Source organism: Serratia sp. Je.1.23.a (assembly GCF_051129805.1).
GTDB classification, from domain to species: domain Bacteria; phylum Pseudomonadota; class Gammaproteobacteria; order Enterobacterales; family Enterobacteriaceae; genus Serratia; species Serratia liquefaciens.
In genome coordinates, this window is record NZ_JBCPSR010000002.1 from 322,015 (window position 1) to 339,536 (window position 17,522).

The 17,522-nt window shown below is 58.0% G+C and carries 22 protein-coding genes; 11 read left to right on the forward strand and 11 right to left on the reverse strand.

Going from position 1 to position 17,522, the window contains the following annotated elements:
* From AAZT04_RS09280 to flgA, 3 genes are all read right to left on the reverse strand, one after another.
* Positions 1–435: a flagella synthesis protein FlgN gene (locus tag AAZT04_RS09280; protein ID WP_020827525.1), complete on the reverse strand. Its 435-nt coding sequence runs from the start codon at positions 433–435 to the stop codon at positions 1–3.
* A gap of 47 nt (positions 436–482) precedes the next feature.
* Positions 483–809 (reverse strand): flagellar biosynthesis anti-sigma factor FlgM, encoded by a 327-nt coding sequence (flgM, locus tag AAZT04_RS09285; protein ID WP_048760265.1) that lies wholly within the window; start codon positions 807–809, stop codon positions 483–485.
* A 236-nt stretch (positions 810–1,045) separates the two neighbouring features.
* Positions 1,046–1,708: a flagellar basal body P-ring formation chaperone FlgA gene (flgA, locus tag AAZT04_RS09290; RefSeq protein WP_048760264.1), complete on the reverse strand. Its 663-nt coding sequence runs from the start codon at positions 1,706–1,708 to the stop codon at positions 1,046–1,048.
* A gap of 162 nt (positions 1,709–1,870) precedes the next feature.
* On the opposite strand from flgA, the gene flgB reads away from it, so the two are divergent.
* From flgB to flgL, 11 genes are all read left to right on the forward strand, one after another.
* Entirely contained in the window at positions 1,871–2,284 is a 414-nt protein-coding gene (flgB, locus tag AAZT04_RS09295; protein WP_020827522.1) for a flagellar basal body rod protein FlgB, read from the forward strand.
* A gap of 5 nt (positions 2,285–2,289) precedes the next feature.
* Positions 2,290–2,694, forward strand: coding sequence for a flagellar basal body rod protein FlgC (flgC, locus tag AAZT04_RS09300; RefSeq protein WP_020827521.1), 405 nt, complete (start codon positions 2,290–2,292; stop codon positions 2,692–2,694).
* Between the two features lie 12 nt (positions 2,695–2,706).
* Positions 2,707–3,384, forward strand: a complete 678-nt coding sequence (flgD, locus tag AAZT04_RS09305) for a flagellar hook assembly protein FlgD (RefSeq protein ID WP_020827520.1) — start codon at positions 2,707–2,709, stop codon at positions 3,382–3,384.
* 186 nt (positions 3,385–3,570) lie between these two features.
* Complete coding sequence (gene flgE / locus AAZT04_RS09310; protein ID WP_020827519.1) at positions 3,571–4,794, forward strand: flagellar hook protein FlgE; 1,224 nt, start codon at positions 3,571–3,573, stop codon at positions 4,792–4,794.
* A gap of 12 nt (positions 4,795–4,806) precedes the next feature.
* Positions 4,807–5,562, forward strand: a complete 756-nt coding sequence (locus AAZT04_RS09315) for a flagellar basal body rod protein FlgF (protein WP_020827518.1) — start codon at positions 4,807–4,809, stop codon at positions 5,560–5,562.
* 18 nt (positions 5,563–5,580) lie between these two features.
* A complete protein-coding gene (gene flgG, locus AAZT04_RS09320; RefSeq protein ID WP_020827517.1) occupies positions 5,581–6,363 on the forward strand; it encodes a flagellar basal-body rod protein FlgG in 783 nt (260 codons plus the stop codon).
* A 72-nt stretch (positions 6,364–6,435) separates the two neighbouring features.
* The gene (gene flgH / locus AAZT04_RS09325) at positions 6,436–7,134 is read left to right on the forward strand and encodes a flagellar basal body L-ring protein FlgH (RefSeq protein WP_020827516.1); all 699 of its coding nucleotides are present in this window, start codon (positions 6,436–6,438) and stop codon (positions 7,132–7,134) included.
* A gap of 145 nt (positions 7,135–7,279) precedes the next feature.
* Positions 7,280–8,380 carry a flagellar basal body P-ring protein FlgI gene (locus AAZT04_RS09330; RefSeq protein WP_046373247.1) on the forward strand — a complete coding sequence of 367 codons (1,101 nt, stop codon included), beginning with the start codon at positions 7,280–7,282 and terminating at the stop codon, positions 8,378–8,380.
* Positions 8,380–9,321 carry a flagellar assembly peptidoglycan hydrolase FlgJ gene (gene flgJ / locus AAZT04_RS09335; RefSeq protein ID WP_142815039.1) on the forward strand — a complete coding sequence of 314 codons (942 nt, stop codon included), beginning with the start codon at positions 8,380–8,382 and terminating at the stop codon, positions 9,319–9,321. The genes AAZT04_RS09330 and flgJ overlap by 1 nt, the downstream gene beginning before the upstream one ends.
* A 189-nt stretch (positions 9,322–9,510) precedes the next feature.
* The gene (flgK, locus tag AAZT04_RS09340) at positions 9,511–11,160 is read left to right on the forward strand and encodes a flagellar hook-associated protein FlgK (protein ID WP_115058585.1); all 1,650 of its coding nucleotides are present in this window, start codon (positions 9,511–9,513) and stop codon (positions 11,158–11,160) included.
* A 58-nt stretch (positions 11,161–11,218) separates the two neighbouring features.
* Positions 11,219–12,178, forward strand: a complete 960-nt coding sequence (gene flgL / locus AAZT04_RS09345) for a flagellar hook-associated protein FlgL (RefSeq protein WP_115058586.1) — start codon at positions 11,219–11,221, stop codon at positions 12,176–12,178.
* Between the two features lie 402 nt (positions 12,179–12,580).
* Here flgL and sra read toward each other — a convergent pair whose 3' ends face one another.
* The 8 genes from sra to fliL all read right to left on the reverse strand — a co-directional run bounded on the left by sra (position 12,581) and on the right by fliL (position 17,228).
* Positions 12,581–12,706 carry a stationary-phase-induced ribosome-associated protein gene (gene sra, locus AAZT04_RS09350; protein WP_185959389.1) on the reverse strand — a complete coding sequence of 42 codons (126 nt, stop codon included), beginning with the start codon at positions 12,704–12,706 and terminating at the stop codon, positions 12,581–12,583.
* A 355-nt stretch (positions 12,707–13,061) separates the two neighbouring features.
* A complete protein-coding gene (gene fliR, locus AAZT04_RS09355; RefSeq protein WP_020827510.1) occupies positions 13,062–13,844 on the reverse strand; it encodes a flagellar biosynthetic protein FliR in 783 nt (260 codons plus the stop codon).
* Between the two features lie 2 nt (positions 13,845–13,846).
* Positions 13,847–14,116 carry a flagellar biosynthesis protein FliQ gene (gene fliQ / locus AAZT04_RS09360; protein WP_041414697.1) on the reverse strand — a complete coding sequence of 90 codons (270 nt, stop codon included), beginning with the start codon at positions 14,114–14,116 and terminating at the stop codon, positions 13,847–13,849.
* A gap of 35 nt (positions 14,117–14,151) precedes the next feature.
* Positions 14,152–14,928 (reverse strand): flagellar type III secretion system pore protein FliP, encoded by a 777-nt coding sequence (gene fliP, locus AAZT04_RS09365; protein ID WP_046373249.1) that lies wholly within the window; start codon positions 14,926–14,928, stop codon positions 14,152–14,154.
* Complete coding sequence (gene fliO, locus AAZT04_RS09370) at positions 14,925–15,329, reverse strand: flagellar biosynthetic protein FliO (protein ID WP_048760257.1); 405 nt, start codon at positions 15,327–15,329, stop codon at positions 14,925–14,927. Before fliO ends, fliP begins: the two co-directional genes overlap by 4 nt.
* On the reverse strand, positions 15,329–15,742 hold the full coding sequence (fliN, locus tag AAZT04_RS09375; protein ID WP_020827506.1) for a flagellar motor switch protein FliN: 414 nt from the start codon (positions 15,740–15,742) through the stop codon (positions 15,329–15,331). Before fliN ends, fliO begins: the two co-directional genes overlap by 1 nt.
* Positions 15,739–16,740: a flagellar motor switch protein FliM gene (gene fliM / locus AAZT04_RS09380; protein ID WP_020827505.1), complete on the reverse strand. Its 1,002-nt coding sequence runs from the start codon at positions 16,738–16,740 to the stop codon at positions 15,739–15,741. Before fliM ends, fliN begins: the two co-directional genes overlap by 4 nt.
* Before the next feature lie 5 nt (positions 16,741–16,745).
* Positions 16,746–17,228 carry a flagellar basal body-associated protein FliL gene (gene fliL / locus AAZT04_RS09385; RefSeq protein WP_020827504.1) on the reverse strand — a complete coding sequence of 161 codons (483 nt, stop codon included), beginning with the start codon at positions 17,226–17,228 and terminating at the stop codon, positions 16,746–16,748.
* Positions 17,229–17,522 lie beyond the last annotated feature (294 nt).

A 17,522-nucleotide genomic window follows, 5' to 3' on the forward strand; every position in this document is an offset into this window, starting at 1 on the left:
TTAAACGCCGATTTTTCGCCCCAGCAGGCTGGCATTGCGCGACTGGCCATCCGGGCCGTAGAGCGATTTGTTTTGCTTGCTCAGGATCGCCAGCGCCTGAGCGTTGTGATCGATCTGTTGATTGAGCAGCATGCCGTTATGCTGGTTTTTTTCCCGCAGCTGCTGGCTGAGCGTTTGTACTCGTTGCCAGCCATCCGCCAGGCGCGGGTGCGCGGAATAGGGGGCCTGTTGCCCCTGTGCGCGCTCCAGGTTCAGCCGCTGCTGCTCCAGGTAGTTTACCGTGGCCAGCAACTGGCTCTTGGCATCGGTAGCGCGTTGCAGCGCCACGCCCGGTAATTGTCCCGAACAGAGCAGATGATGTTCTTCCGTCAGCACCGTACTCAGCGCATTCAGGGTTTCCAACAGCTTATCAATCAGTTGCGCCAGACTTTCCATTACGAATAACCACCTGTCAAAGAATTCCTTGGTGTTTAACCCGAGGGTTAAGCCTCCGGCGTTTGCTGGCCGTTAGCCATCCACAGGGCATCGCTTTGCGCGTCTTTCAGTAGCGCATCGGCAATTTTCCCGGCATCCATTTTCAGTTCGCCGTTGCGGATCGCCTGCTTGATGGCGTCCACCCGATTCATATCAATATCTTGCGTACCCGGCTGCATCAGGCGCGCTTGCGCGTCGCTCAATTTTACCTGGGTGCCGCTGACGGTGCTTTCCGTCTGGGCAGCTTTGCGCGGCTGAAGTGGGCTTTCAGTCGCGGTTTCACGAGGTTGCACCGTTGGAACGGGTTGCAGCCGCTGGGTGCGATCGATACTCATGGTCAATCTCCATCGATGCCGTCGCCGCGAAGGCAATGGCTGATATTTTGTGGCCCTGGCGGCCAATAAAAGTCTGCTTATGATTTTCTTATCGGCAAGGTTTGATAAACCTTTACCCTTTTATACCCGTCATCTTTCAAGCTGCAGCGTTGTTACCTGCACTCGCTCACCCCAGTTACTTACTAAAGTAAGCGCCTGGGGATGAGTGAGCTGGGCGTCTAGCTGCAACTTGAAAGCTATAGGGTATTTAACCCAATACGGATCGTACCGTCATCACTGGCTATACCGCTGACGATTTGTCCGGAAGCCATACGCACGCGGACGTTGTCTTCGGCGGCGGCATTGTTCATGGCTTTGCCCGTACCGCTGATGTTAAATCCACTTCCCTGCGCGGTCACCTGTACCGCCTGACCGGCCTTGATCACCCAGGCGCGACGCAGCATGGCGAAGGTCAGTGGCTGACCGGGACTGATATTGCGCAGGCTGACGGCTCCCAGCGCTTTGCCGGTTTCGCTTAGCGTGCGCGGTGGCAAGGTGTCGAGCCGGCCACTTTTGAACCGGATGTCCGCCGCCGTCAGCTTGCTGCCGGCGCTGATGCCGCGGGCCGACACCAGATACTGGCCGATCACCTGAACCTGGGTCTGGATAAAGCGCCGTTCCTGGCCGCAGCGTGCCGAAACGCTGATATTACCCCAACGCCGCGCATTCTGCGGCAAAGAGAGCTGCGGGAATTCGCACTGTGGCCATTGGGTGGCGGGCGTGCGCACCAGCACTTTAACCTGCACCGGACTACCGCTGAACTGGCTGCTGATGAAGCGATCGATCTGCGCCGCCAGATCTTCGGCCCGTGCGTTCAGGCTGCACAGCAGGGCTGCCAACAACAGCATTTTCGCTTTCATCTCCGCTTCTTCCTCAAAAGCCTCAGGGTGCGCGTAAGTGTACCCGGAGTGCGCGCAGGCTAAGCAGATAAATAGCGACGCATTTTGCCCTTATTCCCACGATAGGCTGGCGGAAGGGACGTTTATGCTGTCGGCTCCAAATTCTAACCTCGCGGAGGGAGCATGATCGACAAACTGGACGCTGCTCTGCGCTTTGGTCAAGAGGCGCTGAACCTGCGCGCCCAGCGGCAGGAAATTCTGGCCGCCAACATCGCCAACGCAGACACCCCGGGTTATCAGGCGCGGGATATCGATTTCGCCGGCCAACTGAACAAGGTGCTGGAGCAAGGGCGCGCCAGCGGCAGCGGCATTGCGCTGAACATGACGTCATCGCGCCATATTCCGGCGCAGAACATGCAGCCGCCACAGCTCGACTTGCTGTTCCGCGTGCCGGATCAGCCCTCCATGGACGGCAACACGGTTGACATGGATCGCGAACGCACCAACTTCGCCGATAACAGCCTGAAGTATCAGACCGACCTGACGCTGATCAACGGTCAGATCAAAGGGATGATGTCAGTGTTACAACAAGGATAAGGCGCATGTCGCTACTGAATATTTTTGATATCTCCGGCTCGGCGCTGTCTGCCCAGTCGCAACGCATGAACGTCAGCGCCAGCAACATGGCCAATGCCGACAGCGTCACCGGGCCGGACGGCCAACCCTACCGCGCCAAGCAGGTGGTGTTTGAAGTTGCCGCCGCGGCCGGACAACCTACCGGCGGCGTACGCGTAGCGCAGGTGGTTGACGACCCGGCGCCGGAGCGTCTGGTTTACCAACCGGGTAATCCGCTGGCAGACGGCAAGGGCTATGTGCGCATGCCTAACGTGGATGTGGTGGGTGAGATGGTCAACACCATTTCCGCCTCCCGCAGCTATCAGGCCAACGTCGAGGTGCTCAACACCACCAAGTCGATGATGATGAAAACCCTGACGCTGGGTCAATAACCGGAGCTTGCCATGGCGATTGCCGCAACCACCACTGAATCGCTGGATAACAGCGTCATCGGTGCCAACGCAAAAAATAACACCAGCCAGGATCTGAGCAACAGCTTCCTGACGCTGCTGGTGGCGCAGTTGAAGAATCAGGATCCGACCAACCCGATGCAGAACAATGAACTGACCAGCCAATTGGCGCAGATCAATACCGTTCAGGGCATCGAGAAACTCAACACCACGCTGGGGTCGATCTCCGGGCAGATCAACAGCAATCAATCGCTGCAGGCTACCGCTTTGATCGGCCACGGCGTGATGGTCCCGGGCAGCAATATTCTGGCTGGCAGCAAAGACGGCAAGGTCAGCACTACGCCGTTTGGTCTGGAACTGGAGCGTGCGGCCGACTCGGTGACCGCCACCATCACCGACGCCACCGGCAAAGCGGTACGCACCATTGATCTCGGCGGCCTGACCGCTGGCGTGCATTCGTTCAGTTGGGACGGATCGATGACGGACGGCACCACCGCACCGGACGGTGCCTACAGCTTTACGATCAACGCCAAAGCCAACGGCGAACAGCTGGTGGCGCGCAATCTGCATTTTGGCATGGTCAACGGCGTCATCCGCGACGCGAACGGCGCGAAGCTGGATCTGGGCCTGGCGGGCAGCGCCACGCTGGAGGATGTCCGGCAGATCCTTTAACCCAATACCCTTCATCCTTCAGGCTGCAGCGTTGTTGGCTGTGCGCACTCACCCCAGTCACTTACGTGAGTAAGCTCCTGGGGACTCCTGCGCTTGCCGCCTAACTGCAACATGAAAGCCATTGGGTATATCAAAACACTATCAGGCGTTATCGGACGATAGCCTGACCACTATTCGGAGAATGACATGGCCTTTTCTCAGGCAGTAAGCGGCTTAAACGCGGCAGCAACCAATCTGGACGTGATCGGTAACAACATCGCTAACTCCGCCACTTCCGGTTTTAAATCAGGCAGCGTTTCCTTTGCTGACATGTTCGCCGGTTCACAGGTTGGCCTGGGCGTTAAGGTGGCGGGGATCACCCAGAACTTTAAAGGCGGCACCACCACCGGCACCAGCCGTGCGCTGGACGTGGCGATTTCCGGCAACGGTTTCTTCCGTCTGCAGGATCAGGACGGCGGCATTTTCTACAGCCGTAACGGCCAGTTCAAACTGGATGAAAACCGCAACCTAACCAACATGCAGGGCCTGCAACTGACCGGCTACCCGGCTGCCGGTACGCCGCCGACCATTCAACAGGGCGCGAACCCGGTGCCGCTGAGCATTCCGGAAGGCATGATGAACGCCAAGGCGTCAACCTCCGGCAATATGGTCGCCAACCTTAAATCCACGCATAAGGTTCCGGATAACCACACCTTCGATCCCGCCAAGAAGGATTCTTACAACTACGTCAACACCATCACCACTTATGACTCGTTAGGTAACGCGCACAACATCAACGCCTACTTTGTGAAAACCGACGAGAACAAGTGGCAGGTTTATACCCAGGATGGAACGGCTGCTCCGGTAGATGCCGGTACCATGACGTTCGACACCAGCGGCAATCTGGCCAGCACCACCAGCAAACAAGGCACCGCCGGCGAATTCAGCATGCTGATCCCGATGGAAGCCAAAGATGGCGCGCCGGCACAGAACTTCACCCTGAATTTCGCCAAGAGCATGCAGCAGAGCGTCAGCGCCGACTCCGTCAGCAAAGTGTCGCAGGATGGCTATGGCGCAGGTGAATACACCAACTTCCAGATCAACAACGATGGCACGGTGATGGGCATCTATTCCAACCAGCAGACTCAGGTGCTGGGTCAGATCGTCATGGCCAACTTCTCCAACCCGGAAGGCCTGTCTTCTCAGGGCGATAACGTTTGGCAGGAAACCGGCGCATCCGGCCAGCCACGCGTAGGTCTGGCGGGCAACGGCGGTTTGGGCAAACTGACCAGCGGCGCGCTGGAAGCCTCCAACGTCGATCTGAGCCAGGAACTGGTGAACATGATCGTCGCACAACGTAACTACCAGTCGAACGCCCAAACCATCAAAACGCAGGACTCGATCCTGCAAACGCTGGTTAGCCTGCGCTAATAGGACTGATTTATGGATCACGCGATTTATACCGCGATGGGCGCAGCGCGACAGACGCTGGAGCAGCAGTCTGTCACCGCCAATAATCTGGCCAACGCATCGACACCGGGCTTTCGCGCCCAGCTGTCGGCGCTGCGTGCCGTGCCGGTGGATGGGCCAAGCTTGCCGACGCGAACGCTGGTTACCGCGTCAACGCCGGGCGCGGACATGAGCCAGGGGGCGCTGAATTACACCGCCCGCCCGCTGGACGTGGCGCTGCAGCAGGACGGCTTTCTGGCCGTCAGCCTACCGGACGGCGGCGAAGCCTACACCCGTAACGGTAACATCCAGATCTCCTCCACCGGGCAGTTGACGGTGCAGGGCGTGCCGCTGATGGGCGACGGCGGACCGATTGAGGTACCCCCGTCGGCAGAGATCACCATTGCCGCCGACGGGACCATCTCGGCGCTGAATGCGGGCGATCCACCGAACAGCATTGCACAGATCGGCAGGCTGAAACTGGTGAAGGCCGACGCGCGCGAAGTGATGCGTGGCGATGACGGGTTGTTCCGCCTGACGCCGGAAACCCAACGGCAGCGCGGCAATCAGTTGCCGAACGATCCGCTGGTGCAGGTGATGCCGGGCGTGCTGGAAGGCAGCAACGTCAAACCGATGGAAACCATGGTCGACATGATTGCCAACGCCCGCCGCTTTGAAATGCAGATGAAGGTCATCCACAGCGTGGATGAAAATGAACAGCGCGCCAATTCATTGTTATCAATGAGTTAATTAGCAAGGAAATAACCCATGATCCCATCTTTATGGATTGCCAAAACCGGTCTGGATGCGCAGCAGACCAATATGGACGTGATCGCCAATAACCTGGCCAACGTCAGCACTAACGGTTTTAAACGCCAGCGTGCAGTGTTCGAAGATCTGCTGTACCAGACCATGCGTCAGCCGGGGGCGCAGTCCTCCGAGCAGACGACGCTGCCGTCCGGGCTGCAGATCGGTACCGGTGTGCGGCCGGTGGCGACCGAGCGTCTGCACAGCCAGGGCAACCTGTCGCAGACCAACAACAGCAAGGACATCGCCATCAAGGGGCAGGGCTTTTTCCAGGTGATGATGCCGGACGGCACCCTGGCCTATACCCGCGACGGCTCGTTCCAGAGAGATCAGAACGGCCAACTGGTGACCGCCAGCGGCTTCCAGGTGCAACCGGCGATCACTATTCCGGCCAATGCCCTGAGCATCACCGTCGGCCGCGACGGCATCGTCAGCGCCACCCTGCAGGGGCAGACCGCCGCCCAGCAGGTGGGCCAACTGACGCTGACCACCTTTATCAATGACAGCGGCCTGGAAAGCATGGGCGAGAACCTGTATCAGGAAACCGAGAGTTCCGGTGCGCCGAACGAGAGCACGCCTGGGCTAAACGGTGCAGGTCTGCTGTATCAGGGCTATGTGGAAACCTCCAACGTCAACGTGGCGGAAGAGCTGGTCAACATGATCCAGACCCAACGTGCTTACGAAATCAACAGCAAAGCGGTATCGACGTCCGATCAGATGCTGCAAAAGCTGACGCAACTGTAATTGACGGGCGCTGCAGCGCCCGTAACCCTATTTTGTGAAACAAAGGCGATACCCGTGGTAACCACAACTCTGATGGAAAACCCGCCGCAAGGAAAACGCTGGCTGGCGGCAATGGTGATGCTGACGCTGAGCGGCTGCGCTTACATTCCACATAAACCCCTGGTGGACGGGGCTACCACGGCACAGCCGGCGCCGGCGGGCGCGCCCGTGCCGAACGGTTCCATTTTCCAGACGGTGCAGCCGATGAACTACGGTTATCAGCCGCTGTTTGAAGACCGTCGTCCGCGCAACGTCGGCGATACCCTGACGATCGTGCTGCAGGAAAACGTCAGCGCCAGCAAAAGCTCCTCTGCCAACGCCAGCCGCAACGGGGCCAGCAAGTTCGGCGTGGCCACCTCGCCGCGCTACCTCGATGGTTTGCTGGGCAACGCGCGTGCCGACATGGATATCTCCGGTGACAGCACCTTCGGCGGCAAGGGCGGGGCCAACGCCAACAACACCTTTAACGGCACCATTACCGTGACGGTCAATCAGGTGCTGGTGAACGGAAACCTGCACGTGGTGGGGGAAAAACAGATCGCCATTAATCAGGGCACCGAATTCATCCGTTTCTCCGGGGTCGTCAACCCGCGCACCATCAGCGGCAGCAACTCGGTTACCTCCACCCAGGTGGCGGATGCGCGCATTGAATATGTCGGCAACGGCTATATCAACGAAGCGCAGACCATGGGGTGGTTACAACGCTTCTTCTTAAATGTCTCACCGTTTTGAGTACAGGCTATTTTTCTTGCCATTTTGAGGTTGGGCAGTGCTCGGGGCAGTCACGTACTGCGTGTACGCTCCATTCCCTGTGCGCCGCCCGCCTCCAAACTGCCTGCGACAATAACGCCTTGTGGGTAAGGCGAATGAGGTTCCAATGTTAAAGAAATTTCTAATGGCGCTGGTGATTAGTGCGCTGAGCCTGCCGGCCGCGGCGGAGCGCATTCGCGATCTGGTCACGGTGCAGGGCGTACGCGATAACGCGCTGATCGGTTACGGACTGGTGGTGGGGCTGGACGGTTCCGGTGACCAGACCATGCAGACCCCGTTCACCACCCAGAGCCTGAGCAACATGCTGTCGCAGTTGGGTATCACCGTGCCACCGGGCACCAACATGCAGTTGAAAAACGTGGCGGCGGTCATGGTCACCGCCAAGCTGCCGCCGTTTTCGCGCACCGGGCAGAACATCGACGTGGTGGTGTCCTCCATGGGTAATGCCAAGAGCCTGCGTGGCGGTACTTTGCTGATGACGCCGCTGAAAGGGGTAGATAATCAGGTTTACGCGCTGGCGCAGGGCAACGTGCTGGTCGGCGGAGCCGGCGCTTCGGCCGGTGGCAGCAGCGTACAGGTTAACCAACTGGCTGGTGGGCGCATCAGCAACGGCGCCACCATTGAGCGCGAGCTGCCGACCACCTTCGGGGCCGGCGGGGTGATTAACCTGCAGCTCAACGATGAAGACTTTACGCTGGCACAACAGATCAGCGACGCCATCAACCGTCAACGCGGCGGTGGCACGGCTTCACCGTTGGACGCCCGTACCATTCAGGTGCTGGTGCCACAGGGCAACAGTTCGCAGGTGCGCTTCCTGGCGGAGATCCAGAACATTAACGTCAGCGTCGGGGCGATCGACGCCAAGGTGATCATCAACTCACGCACCGGTTCGGTAGTAATGAACCGTGACGTGATCCTGGATTCCTGCGCGGTGGCGCAAGGCAACCTGTCGGTGGTGGTCGATCGGCAAAATACCGTCAGCCAGCCAAATACCCCGTTTGGCGGCGGGCAAACGGTGGTGACGCCGAACACCCAGATTTCGGTGCAACAGCAGGGCGGCTCGCTGCAGAAGGTCAACGCCAGCGCCAATCTGAACAACGTGATCCGCGCGCTTAACGCGTTGGGGGCAACGCCGATCGATCTGATGTCTATCCTGCAGGCGATGCAAAGCGCCGGCTGTCTGCGCGCCAAGCTGGAAATTATCTGATGGCCGGCGATCTGATGGCAATGTCGGGCGCCGCCTATGATGCGCAGGCGCTTAATGGACTGAAACGCGATGCGGCGAGCGATCCGCAGGGCAACCTGAAACAGGTGGCGCAGCAGGTTGAAGGCATGTTCGTGCAGATGATGCTGAAAAGCATGCGTGCCGCGCTGCCGCAGGATGGGATCTTGAGCAGCGATCAGTCTCGGCTCTACACCTCAATGTATGACCAGCAAATTGCCCAGCAGATGTCGCAGAAAGGCCTGGGGTTGGCCGACATGATGGTGAAGCAGATGAGCAACGCCAACGCGGTGCCGAGCGAAACGGCAGGCACGTCGCCGATGGCGCTGGACGATGAGGTGTTGCGAACGTTGCCGAATCAGGCGCTGGAGCAGACTCTCCGCCGCGCGGTGCCAAAAGCGCCGAGCGCGGCCCCGCTGTCGCTCAATAACGGCAACTTTGTCGCCCGGCTGTCTACTCCTGCACGCGTCGTCAGCCAGCAGAGCGGCATTCCGCATCAGCTGATTGTGGCGCAGGCCGCGCTGGAGTCCGGCTGGGGTCAGCGTGAGATCCCGGCCGCCGACGGTTCGCCGAGCTACAACCTGTTTGGCATCAAGGCAGGCGGCAGCTGGGACGGGCCGGTGACCGAGATCACCACCACCGAGTTCGAGCAGGGCGCGGCGAAGAAAATCAAGGCGAAGTTCCGGGTTTACGGATCTTACGTCGAGGCGATGGCCGACTACGTCAAGCTGTTGACCAATAACCCACGCTACGCCGGGGTGGCCAACGCCCGCAGCCCGGAGCAGGCGGCGCAGGCGCTGCAACAGGCCGGTTATGCCACCGATCCGCAATATGCCAGCAAGTTGGTCAGCGTGATACAGCAGATGAAAAACGCCGGCGAGCAGGTGGTGAAGGCGTATACCCACGACCTGAAGGATCTTTTTTAGCCACTGGGCGCAGCATGCAGCGCCCCTACGCAATAGGCCGTATTTAAATGTAGGGGTCCAGCATGCTGGACCCGGATTTTTCCCTCAAGTTTCCCCCGTTTTTGCCGATAACCAAGACAGGCTGAGTGAACGGCTCAGCAGATTAATTGACTCCTGTGGGCCACCGGCGCCGCAGCAAAAGGAACTTCTATGTCCAACAGCTTAATCAATACCGCGATGAGCGGGCTGAATGCGGCTCAGGTGGCGCTCAGCACCGTCAGTAACAACATCTCTAACTACAACGTGGCGGGCTATAACCGACAGACTGCGATCCTGGCGCAGAACGGCGGTATGAGTACCATGAGTGGCTTCATTGGCAACGGGGTCACCGTGACCAGCGTTAACCGCGAGTACAACCAGTTCATCACCAATCAGTTGCGCGGAGCACAGAGCCAGGCCGGGGCACAGAACGCCTACTTCGAGAAAATCTCGCAGATCGATAACCTGCTGGCGAGCAAAACCAATACCTTGTCGACCAATATGCAGGATTTCTTCAGCAACCTGGAGAACCTGGTCAGCAACGCCGGCGATGACGCCGCGCGCCAAACGGTGCTGGGCAAGGCCAATGGGTTGGTCAATCAGTTCAATAACACCGACAAATACCTGCGCGATATGGACAGCGGCGTTAACCAACAGCTCAGCGACAGCGCTAACCAGATCAACAGCTACAGCCAGCAAATCGCCAAACTGAACGATGAAATTACCCGCCTGCGCGGCAGCGGCGGTGAGCCGAATGCCTTGCTCGATCAGCGCGACCAACTGGTGACTGAGTTAAACCAGGTGGTGGGCGTGCAGGTGATGCAGCAAGACGGTGATGCTTATACCGTGTCTTTCGCCAACGGCCTGACGCTGGTGCAGGGGAGCAATGCCTACCAGGTGGAGGCAGTGCCTTCCAGCGGCGATCCTTCTCGCCTGACCATCGGCTATAACCGCGGCAACGGCGTCAGCGAAGTGCCGGAAGGGCAAATTACCAGCGGCAGCGTCAGCGGCGTACTGAAGTTCCGCAGCGAATCGCTGGATAGCGCACGCAACCAGTTGGGGCAATTGGCGCTGGCGATGGCGGACAGCTTTAACCAGCAGCACCGTGCCGGGTTCGATCTCAACGGCGACGCAGGCACCGATTTCTTCAGCTTCGGTGGTGGGCGCGTGGTGGATAACAGCCGCAATGCCGGCGATGCGGCGCTGTCGGTGTCCTACACCGATACCAGCAAGGTGAAGGCCAACGATTACCGGGTGGAGTTCGACGGCAGCAATTGGCAGGTCAGTCGCCTGCCGGACAACGTGAAGGTCAACGCCACGGCGGGCGTCGATGCCACCACCGGCAAACCGACGCTGAGCTTTGACGGCCTGAAGGTTGATATCGACGGCACGGCACAAAAGAACGACAGCTTTACCGTGAAGCCGGTCAGCGACGTGGCGGGCAGCTTGAAAGTCGCGATTACCGACTCGGCGAACATCGCAGCTGCCGGCAAAGACGACAGCGGCCGCGGCGATAACGAAAACGCCAAAAAGCTGCTCGATCTGCAGACCAAAAAGTTGGTCGACGGCAAAGCCACCTTCAGCGGCGCATACGCCAGCATGGTGAGCAGCGTTGGTAACCAGACGGCATCGGCCAAGGTTTCGGCGACTTCTCAGGCCAATATCGTCAAGCAGCTGACCATTCAGCAGCAGTCGATCTCCGGCGTCAACCTGGACGAAGAGTACGGTGAGTTGCTGCGTTTTCAGCAATATTACATGGCCAATGCACAGGTCATTCAAACCGCCAGCTCAATGTTTGACGCACTGCTGAATATCCGTTGATTTCCACTTTGACCGGAGCCTTGGCGGTTCCGGTCGCTGATTTTGAGGAACCCGCACCATGCGCATGTCCACCAGCATGATGTACCAACAGAACATGTCCGGTATTACCGGTAACCAGTCGCTGTTTATGAAAGCCGCCGAGCAGCTTTCCACCGGCAAAAAAGTCAGCAATCCGTCCGACGATCCTCTGGCGGCTTCGCAGGCGGTGATGCTGGCTCAATCACAGTCGGAAAACACCCAATATGCCTTGGCGCGGACCTTTGCCCGTCAAAACGTGTCGATGGAAGAGACCGTGCTGTCCGGGGTGACCAGCACTATCTCCGATATGAAAGCGCTGATCGTCAGCGCCGGCGGCACAAAAAGCGACGACGACCGCGATTCGCTGGCGACCCAGCTGCAGGGGCTGAAAGATCAGCTGCTCAACCAGGCCAACAGCACCGACGGCAACGGCCGCTATATGTTTGGCGGTTTTGTGAACGACAAGCCTCCCTTTGAAGACAAGGGCGGATCGGTCAGCTATGTCGGCGGCAACACGCCGGTCGAGCAGAAAGTGGATGCCAACCGCACCATGACCATTGGGCATACCGGCGATAAGGTCTTCATGGCATTGACCAGCAACCCGAAGCCGGAACCGGATGGCAGCGCCTCCGTCGCTAACGTGTTTGAAAGCATTGATATCGCGCTGAAGGCGTTGAAAACACCGCAGAAGGATGCGGATGATGCCACCAAGCAGCAGGTGAACGATGCGCTGGCCAAAGCCAACCGCGGCCTGGACAACTCTTATAACAGAGTGCTTAGCGTGCGCGCGGAGCTGGGCAGCCAACTGCAGGAAATGGATACGCTGGACAGTATCGGCAAGGACCGCGACATGATCAACAAAACGCAAATGAGCGCGCTGGTTGATGCCGATCTGGCCGAGTCGATTTCCAGCTATTTCATGCAGCAGGCGGCCTTGCAGGCGTCATACAAAACCTTCGGGGATATGCAGGGGATGTCGCTGTTCCAGTTGAATCGCTAATCCCCTTTGCTGTGCGGGGCCGATAGATCCACTCCAGTATGGTTGATACGGGCGCAGCATACCGCGCCCCTACGCTAGCTGGGGTGGGGCATCGAAATCCATAGTACCGGGTAATAAATAGCTCTTAGCCTGCCGTGCAGTCACGGCGGGCAATCTCTTTGGGTGTGCTTAGAAGACGTTATTGCTGCGTAGCAGCGGTAGGGAATTCTTGAAACCGGGCGCACTTGTTTGGCACGTCACGCTTCCCCCACACAGGTTTGGCGTGACGTGCCTTTTTTTCGGCTACCCGAAATTATGTGCACTTATATCTGCCTGAATTTAACGGCGGGAAGCGTTAGAATATTCAAGGGGGAGTGCAGAGATAAGAGCGCAAATTATATTTTTTTGGGATAACCCCCGTGGTTATTTTTTCTTTTTTACCACCAGCCATTTTTCACCATTGGGTGACAAGGCAATCTGAGAACGGTTGGTGGCCCAGTGTGCCAGGCCTAAGGCCCTGCGTGCTCTTCGGTTGGTTTTAGCTTTCATTTTTATATTCCTTTTGTAGGGTAAGTAATAATTCCGTAGAAAATAAATGTGCCAGCTTCGCCGGGCATGCCGGTGATGTTTTTTAAATTATAACGAGCATTAAATGGATGCTTTTATTATCACGTCTCTGTTTTTTACAGTGTGTCCCACTCCTTATTTATTGAATTTATTTTTTTTTGATGTTTTTATTTAATAAGGACATTCTAGGGTGGGTATTTTATTATTCAAGCCAATAAGAGTAATTGAAGGCAAATAGTGATAATTTGCTTTTTCCAATTTTTTATACTGAGAAAGGGAATTTGTTGCCACTTTATCCGGCGTCAGGCGGCCGTTAAGCCGCACTGTGAGGGTAATGCTAGGGGGTCATGCTGCCGACGACATCGGCCAGGCGATCGAAGAACTCGCCAAACAGGTGCTCACAAAACGGCGCCAGCATCGGCATCATCATGCCGATGGTCATAATGCCAATGGTCATGGTCACCGGGAAACCGATGACGAACACCGACAGCTGCGGTGTCATGCGGTTAAGCAGGCCGAGCGCCATGTTCAGCGTCAGCAACAGGCAGATCAGCGGCAGTGCCAGCATCATGCCGTTGATGAAAATCAGCGAACCGGCCTGGGTCAAGGCGAGAAAGCCATTGCCGTTAAGCGGCTCGGCCTGGATCGGCAGGGTATGGAAGCTGTCCACCAACAGAGAAATCAGCCACAGATGGCCGTTGAAGCTGAGAAACAGCAGCATCGCCAGCAGGTTGAGCAGCCGTGCCAACACTGGCATGTTCGGCCCGCCGCTGGGATCGAAGAAGGTGGCGAACGACAAACCCATCTGCATGCCGATCACTTCGCCGGCCAGCCGTATCGCCGCGAAGGCGAACTGCATGGTCAGGCCCAGCGCGACACCGATCAGGATTTGCTGGGCCGCCAGCCACAAACCGGCCGCAGAGAAAATAGGCACGGTGCTGGTGGGCAGCCCGGGGGCAATCAGTATCACGATCAGCCCGCCGAGGCCAATTTTCACCTTCTTGCTGATCTGCTTTTCGCTGAATACCGGCGCGGTGCTGATCAGCGCCAAAATGCGCAGCAGCGGCCAGAAATATTGGCTGAGCCAGACGCCGAACTGCGCGCTGTCAAATGTGAGCATGGTTAACCAATCAGGTTGGGCAGGTTAGTGAACAGCGTGCGCATATAGTCCAGCAGCAGGTTCAGCATCCACGGTCCGGCAATCACGATGGTCGCGACCACCGCCAGGATTTTGGGAATGAACGACAGCGTCATTTCGTTGATCTGGGTCGCGGCCTGCAGCAGGCTGACCACCAGGCCGCTGACCAACGCGGCGAGCAACAGCGGCGCGGCCAGGGCCAACGCCACCTTCATCGCCTCGGTGCCCAGCGCCATAACCGATTCTGGTGTCATTATGGATCCCTCTGTGGCGGCGGGTATGCCGCGAATTACGAATAAAAACTTTGCGCCAGCGAACCCAGCAGCAGTTGCCAGCCGTCCACCAGAACAAACAGCATCAGCTTGAAGGGCAACGAGATGGTTGCCGGTGGCACCATCATCATCCCCAGCGCCATCAACACGCTGGCGACCACCAGATCGATAATCAGGAACGGAATAAACACCGTGAAGCCGATTTGGAACGCGGTTTTCAGTTCGCTGGTGACGTAGGCCGGCAGCAGGATGCGCATCGGCACCGCTTCCGGCCCGGCCAGCGGCGGCTGGTTGGCGAGCTTGGCATACAGCGCCAGATCGGTTTCACGCGTTTGGCGCAGCATAAACTCGCGCAGCGGCTGTGAACCTTTATCCAGCGCGATGTCCAGGCTGATTTTGTCCTGGCTGAACGGCAGATAAGCGTCCTGATAAACCTTGTCGAACACCGGCGACATAATGAAAAAGGTCAGGAACAGCGCCAGGCCCAACATCACCTGGTTGGGTGGGGCAGAGGGGGTGCCGAGGGCATTGCGCAGCAGACCCAGTACGATGATGATGCGCGTGAAGCTGGTCATCATCAGCAGCATGGCCGGCAAGAAACTGAGCGAAGTCAGCAACACCAGGGTTTGCACCGGCAGCGACCAGCTTTGGCCACCGTTGGCTAATGGCTGGCTGATCAGACCGGGAAGTTGTGCGAAAGCGGTGGGGCTGAGCAACAGTAAAGCCGCTGCCAATACGCGCAGAAGTATTTTGCCTCGCCCACAGAAGGCGACACACTGAACGAGGGATTTCATGCCGATTTTTCCGGACGTTTGAGAACTTTTTGCATCAGTTGGCGAAAATCCGCCGGCGTGGTCACTTCGGCGGCGTCGGTGTCCTGCACCGGCGCGGGCAGGCTATGCAGCGGGGTGATTTGCTGGGCGGTGACGCCCAACACCAGCAAGGTGTTATCCACTTCGATCACCACCACGCGTTCGCGCTGTCCAACCTGACAGCTGGCGCGCAGATTGAGCAGTTTGCTGTTGCGTGCCTGCGGGGCAAACCCCAGGCGACGAAACAGCCAGCCGGCCAGCAGGATCAGCAGCAAAATGCCGCCAAGTGCGCTGCTGACCTGCGTCAGCACTGAACCGGCCGGCAGTGCCGGCTCGGTGGATTGCAAGGTGCCCGCGGTGGGCGTGGCGGCGCTTGGGTTCATCAGCGGCTCAGGCGGCGCATGCGCTCGGAAGGGGTGATGATATCGGTAATGCGCACGCCGAATTTGTCGGCCACCACCACCACTTCGCCCTGGGCAATCAGATAACCGTTGATCATAATATCCAGCGGTTCACCCGCCAGCCCGTCCAACGCCACGACAGAGCCCTGCGACAGGCGCAGCAGTTCCTTGATGGTCATCTTGGTGCGGCCCAGTTCAACGGTCAATTTGACCGGGATGTCGAGGATCAGATCGATATCCTGCAGGCTGCCGCTGGTATCCTGCGGCTCCAGCGATTTGAACACCGCATCGCTGGCAGACGTCTTTTCGGTTGCTTGCTGTTCGTTAAACGCATCAGCCCACAGATCGTCCACGGATTCCTTTCCTTCGCCAGACGGTTGCTTAGGATCACTCATTTGGGCTGTTCCTCACTCAGAGCATTCAAAATAGGGTTAATCAAATGTTCAACACGCAGGGCGTACTGCCCGTTTAACGTGCCGTATTGGCTGGTCAAAACCGGCACGCCGTCGACGTGGGCGATGAGGCGATCCGGTTTATCAATCGGTAATACATCGCCCGGCTGCAACTTCAGGATCTTCGACAGGCGCATCGGGATATCGACGAAGTTGGCAATCAGCTCCAGCTCGGAATGCTGCACCTGCTTCACCAGCGTTTCACGCCAGTGGCTGTCTTCCTGCCGCGAATTCTCCAACGGTGGGTTGGTCAGCAGTTCGCGCAGCGGTTCGATCATGGCAAACGGAATGCAGATGTTGAACTCACCGCTCAGCGCGCCAATTTCCACCTGGAAAGGGGTGGTGACCACGATGTCGTTTGGCGACGTGGTGATGTTGGTGAACTTCACCTGCATTTCAGCGCGCACGTATTCCACGTCAATCTTGTAAATTGCGCTCCAGGCGTCGCCGTAGGCGTCCAGCGCCAGCCGCAGCATGCGCTTGATCACCCGCTGTTCGGTTGGCGTAAATTCGCGGCCTTCCACTTTGGTGGGAAAGCGACCGTCGCCCCCGAACAGGTTATCGACGGCGATAAACACCAGGCTCGGTGCGAACACGAACAGCGCAGTACCGCGCAGCGGGTTCAGGTGCACCAGGTTCAGGTTGGTGGGCACCGGCAGGTTGCGAGCAAATTCGTGGTACGGCTGGATCTTGATCGGGCCAACGGTAATGTCCGGGCTGCGGCGCAGCAGGTTGAATAACCCCATGCGGAACTGCCGGGCAAAACGTTCGTTGATGATTTCCAGCGCGTGCAGCCGTTCGCGCACCACTCGGCGCTGGGTGGTCGGATCGTACGGCTTGACCTCGCTCTCATTGAGGGCAACCGCTTCGGGTTCATCACCCGCGCTGTCGCCGTTGAGCAAGGCGTCGATCTCTGCCTGTGAAAGAATGCTGTCGCCCATAGTGATTACCGCAATATGAAGGCAGTGAACAGCACGTCGCTGACCACCTGCTTCGGTTGTCCCTTAACCAGCGGCGGGCTAAGCACGTCCTTAATCTGCGCCACCAGTTGCTGCTTTCCTTGTTCACTGCTCAACTGGCCCGCTTCCTGACGAGACAGCAGCATCAGCAGACGGCTGCGCACCTCCGGCAGGAAATCATTCAGTTGGCGGCGGGTACTTTCATCCGGCAAGCGTAACGTCAGGCCGATATACAACACCCGATCCGGGTTGTTATCGGGCGTCAGCAGATTGACGGTAAAGGTGTCCAGCGGCATAAACACCGGTGCGGCCGGGGGGAGTTCTTTGGCTACGGGCTGCGCGCCCTCCTGGTGCTGCTTGAGCTGCCACCAGCTGTAGCCGGCCGCGCCGCAGGCGACGAGGGTTATCAGCACCAGCAGTATGACCAGAAGGGAGCGTTTCGGTGCTGCCGGTAGGGTATTTTGAGACATAGCTAAATCAAATTCCTGTTGTTATACCCGTCGTCTTTCAAGCTGCAGCGTTGTTCCCTGCACTCACTCCCCCAGTCACTTACTTGAGTAAGCCCCTGGGGATGAGTGAGCTGGGCGCCTGGCTGCAACTTGAAATCCATAGGGTATATGCCCTTCATTTTTCAAGCTGCAACCTAAGATCTCGCGGGTATATAGCGCGTGTAAAAGCCGCACGCATGACATTATTTACCCAAAGTATTTGGAGTTGCATCGCGACGGCAAGTTTGTAAGTCCTCAGCAGCATAGATAACTATG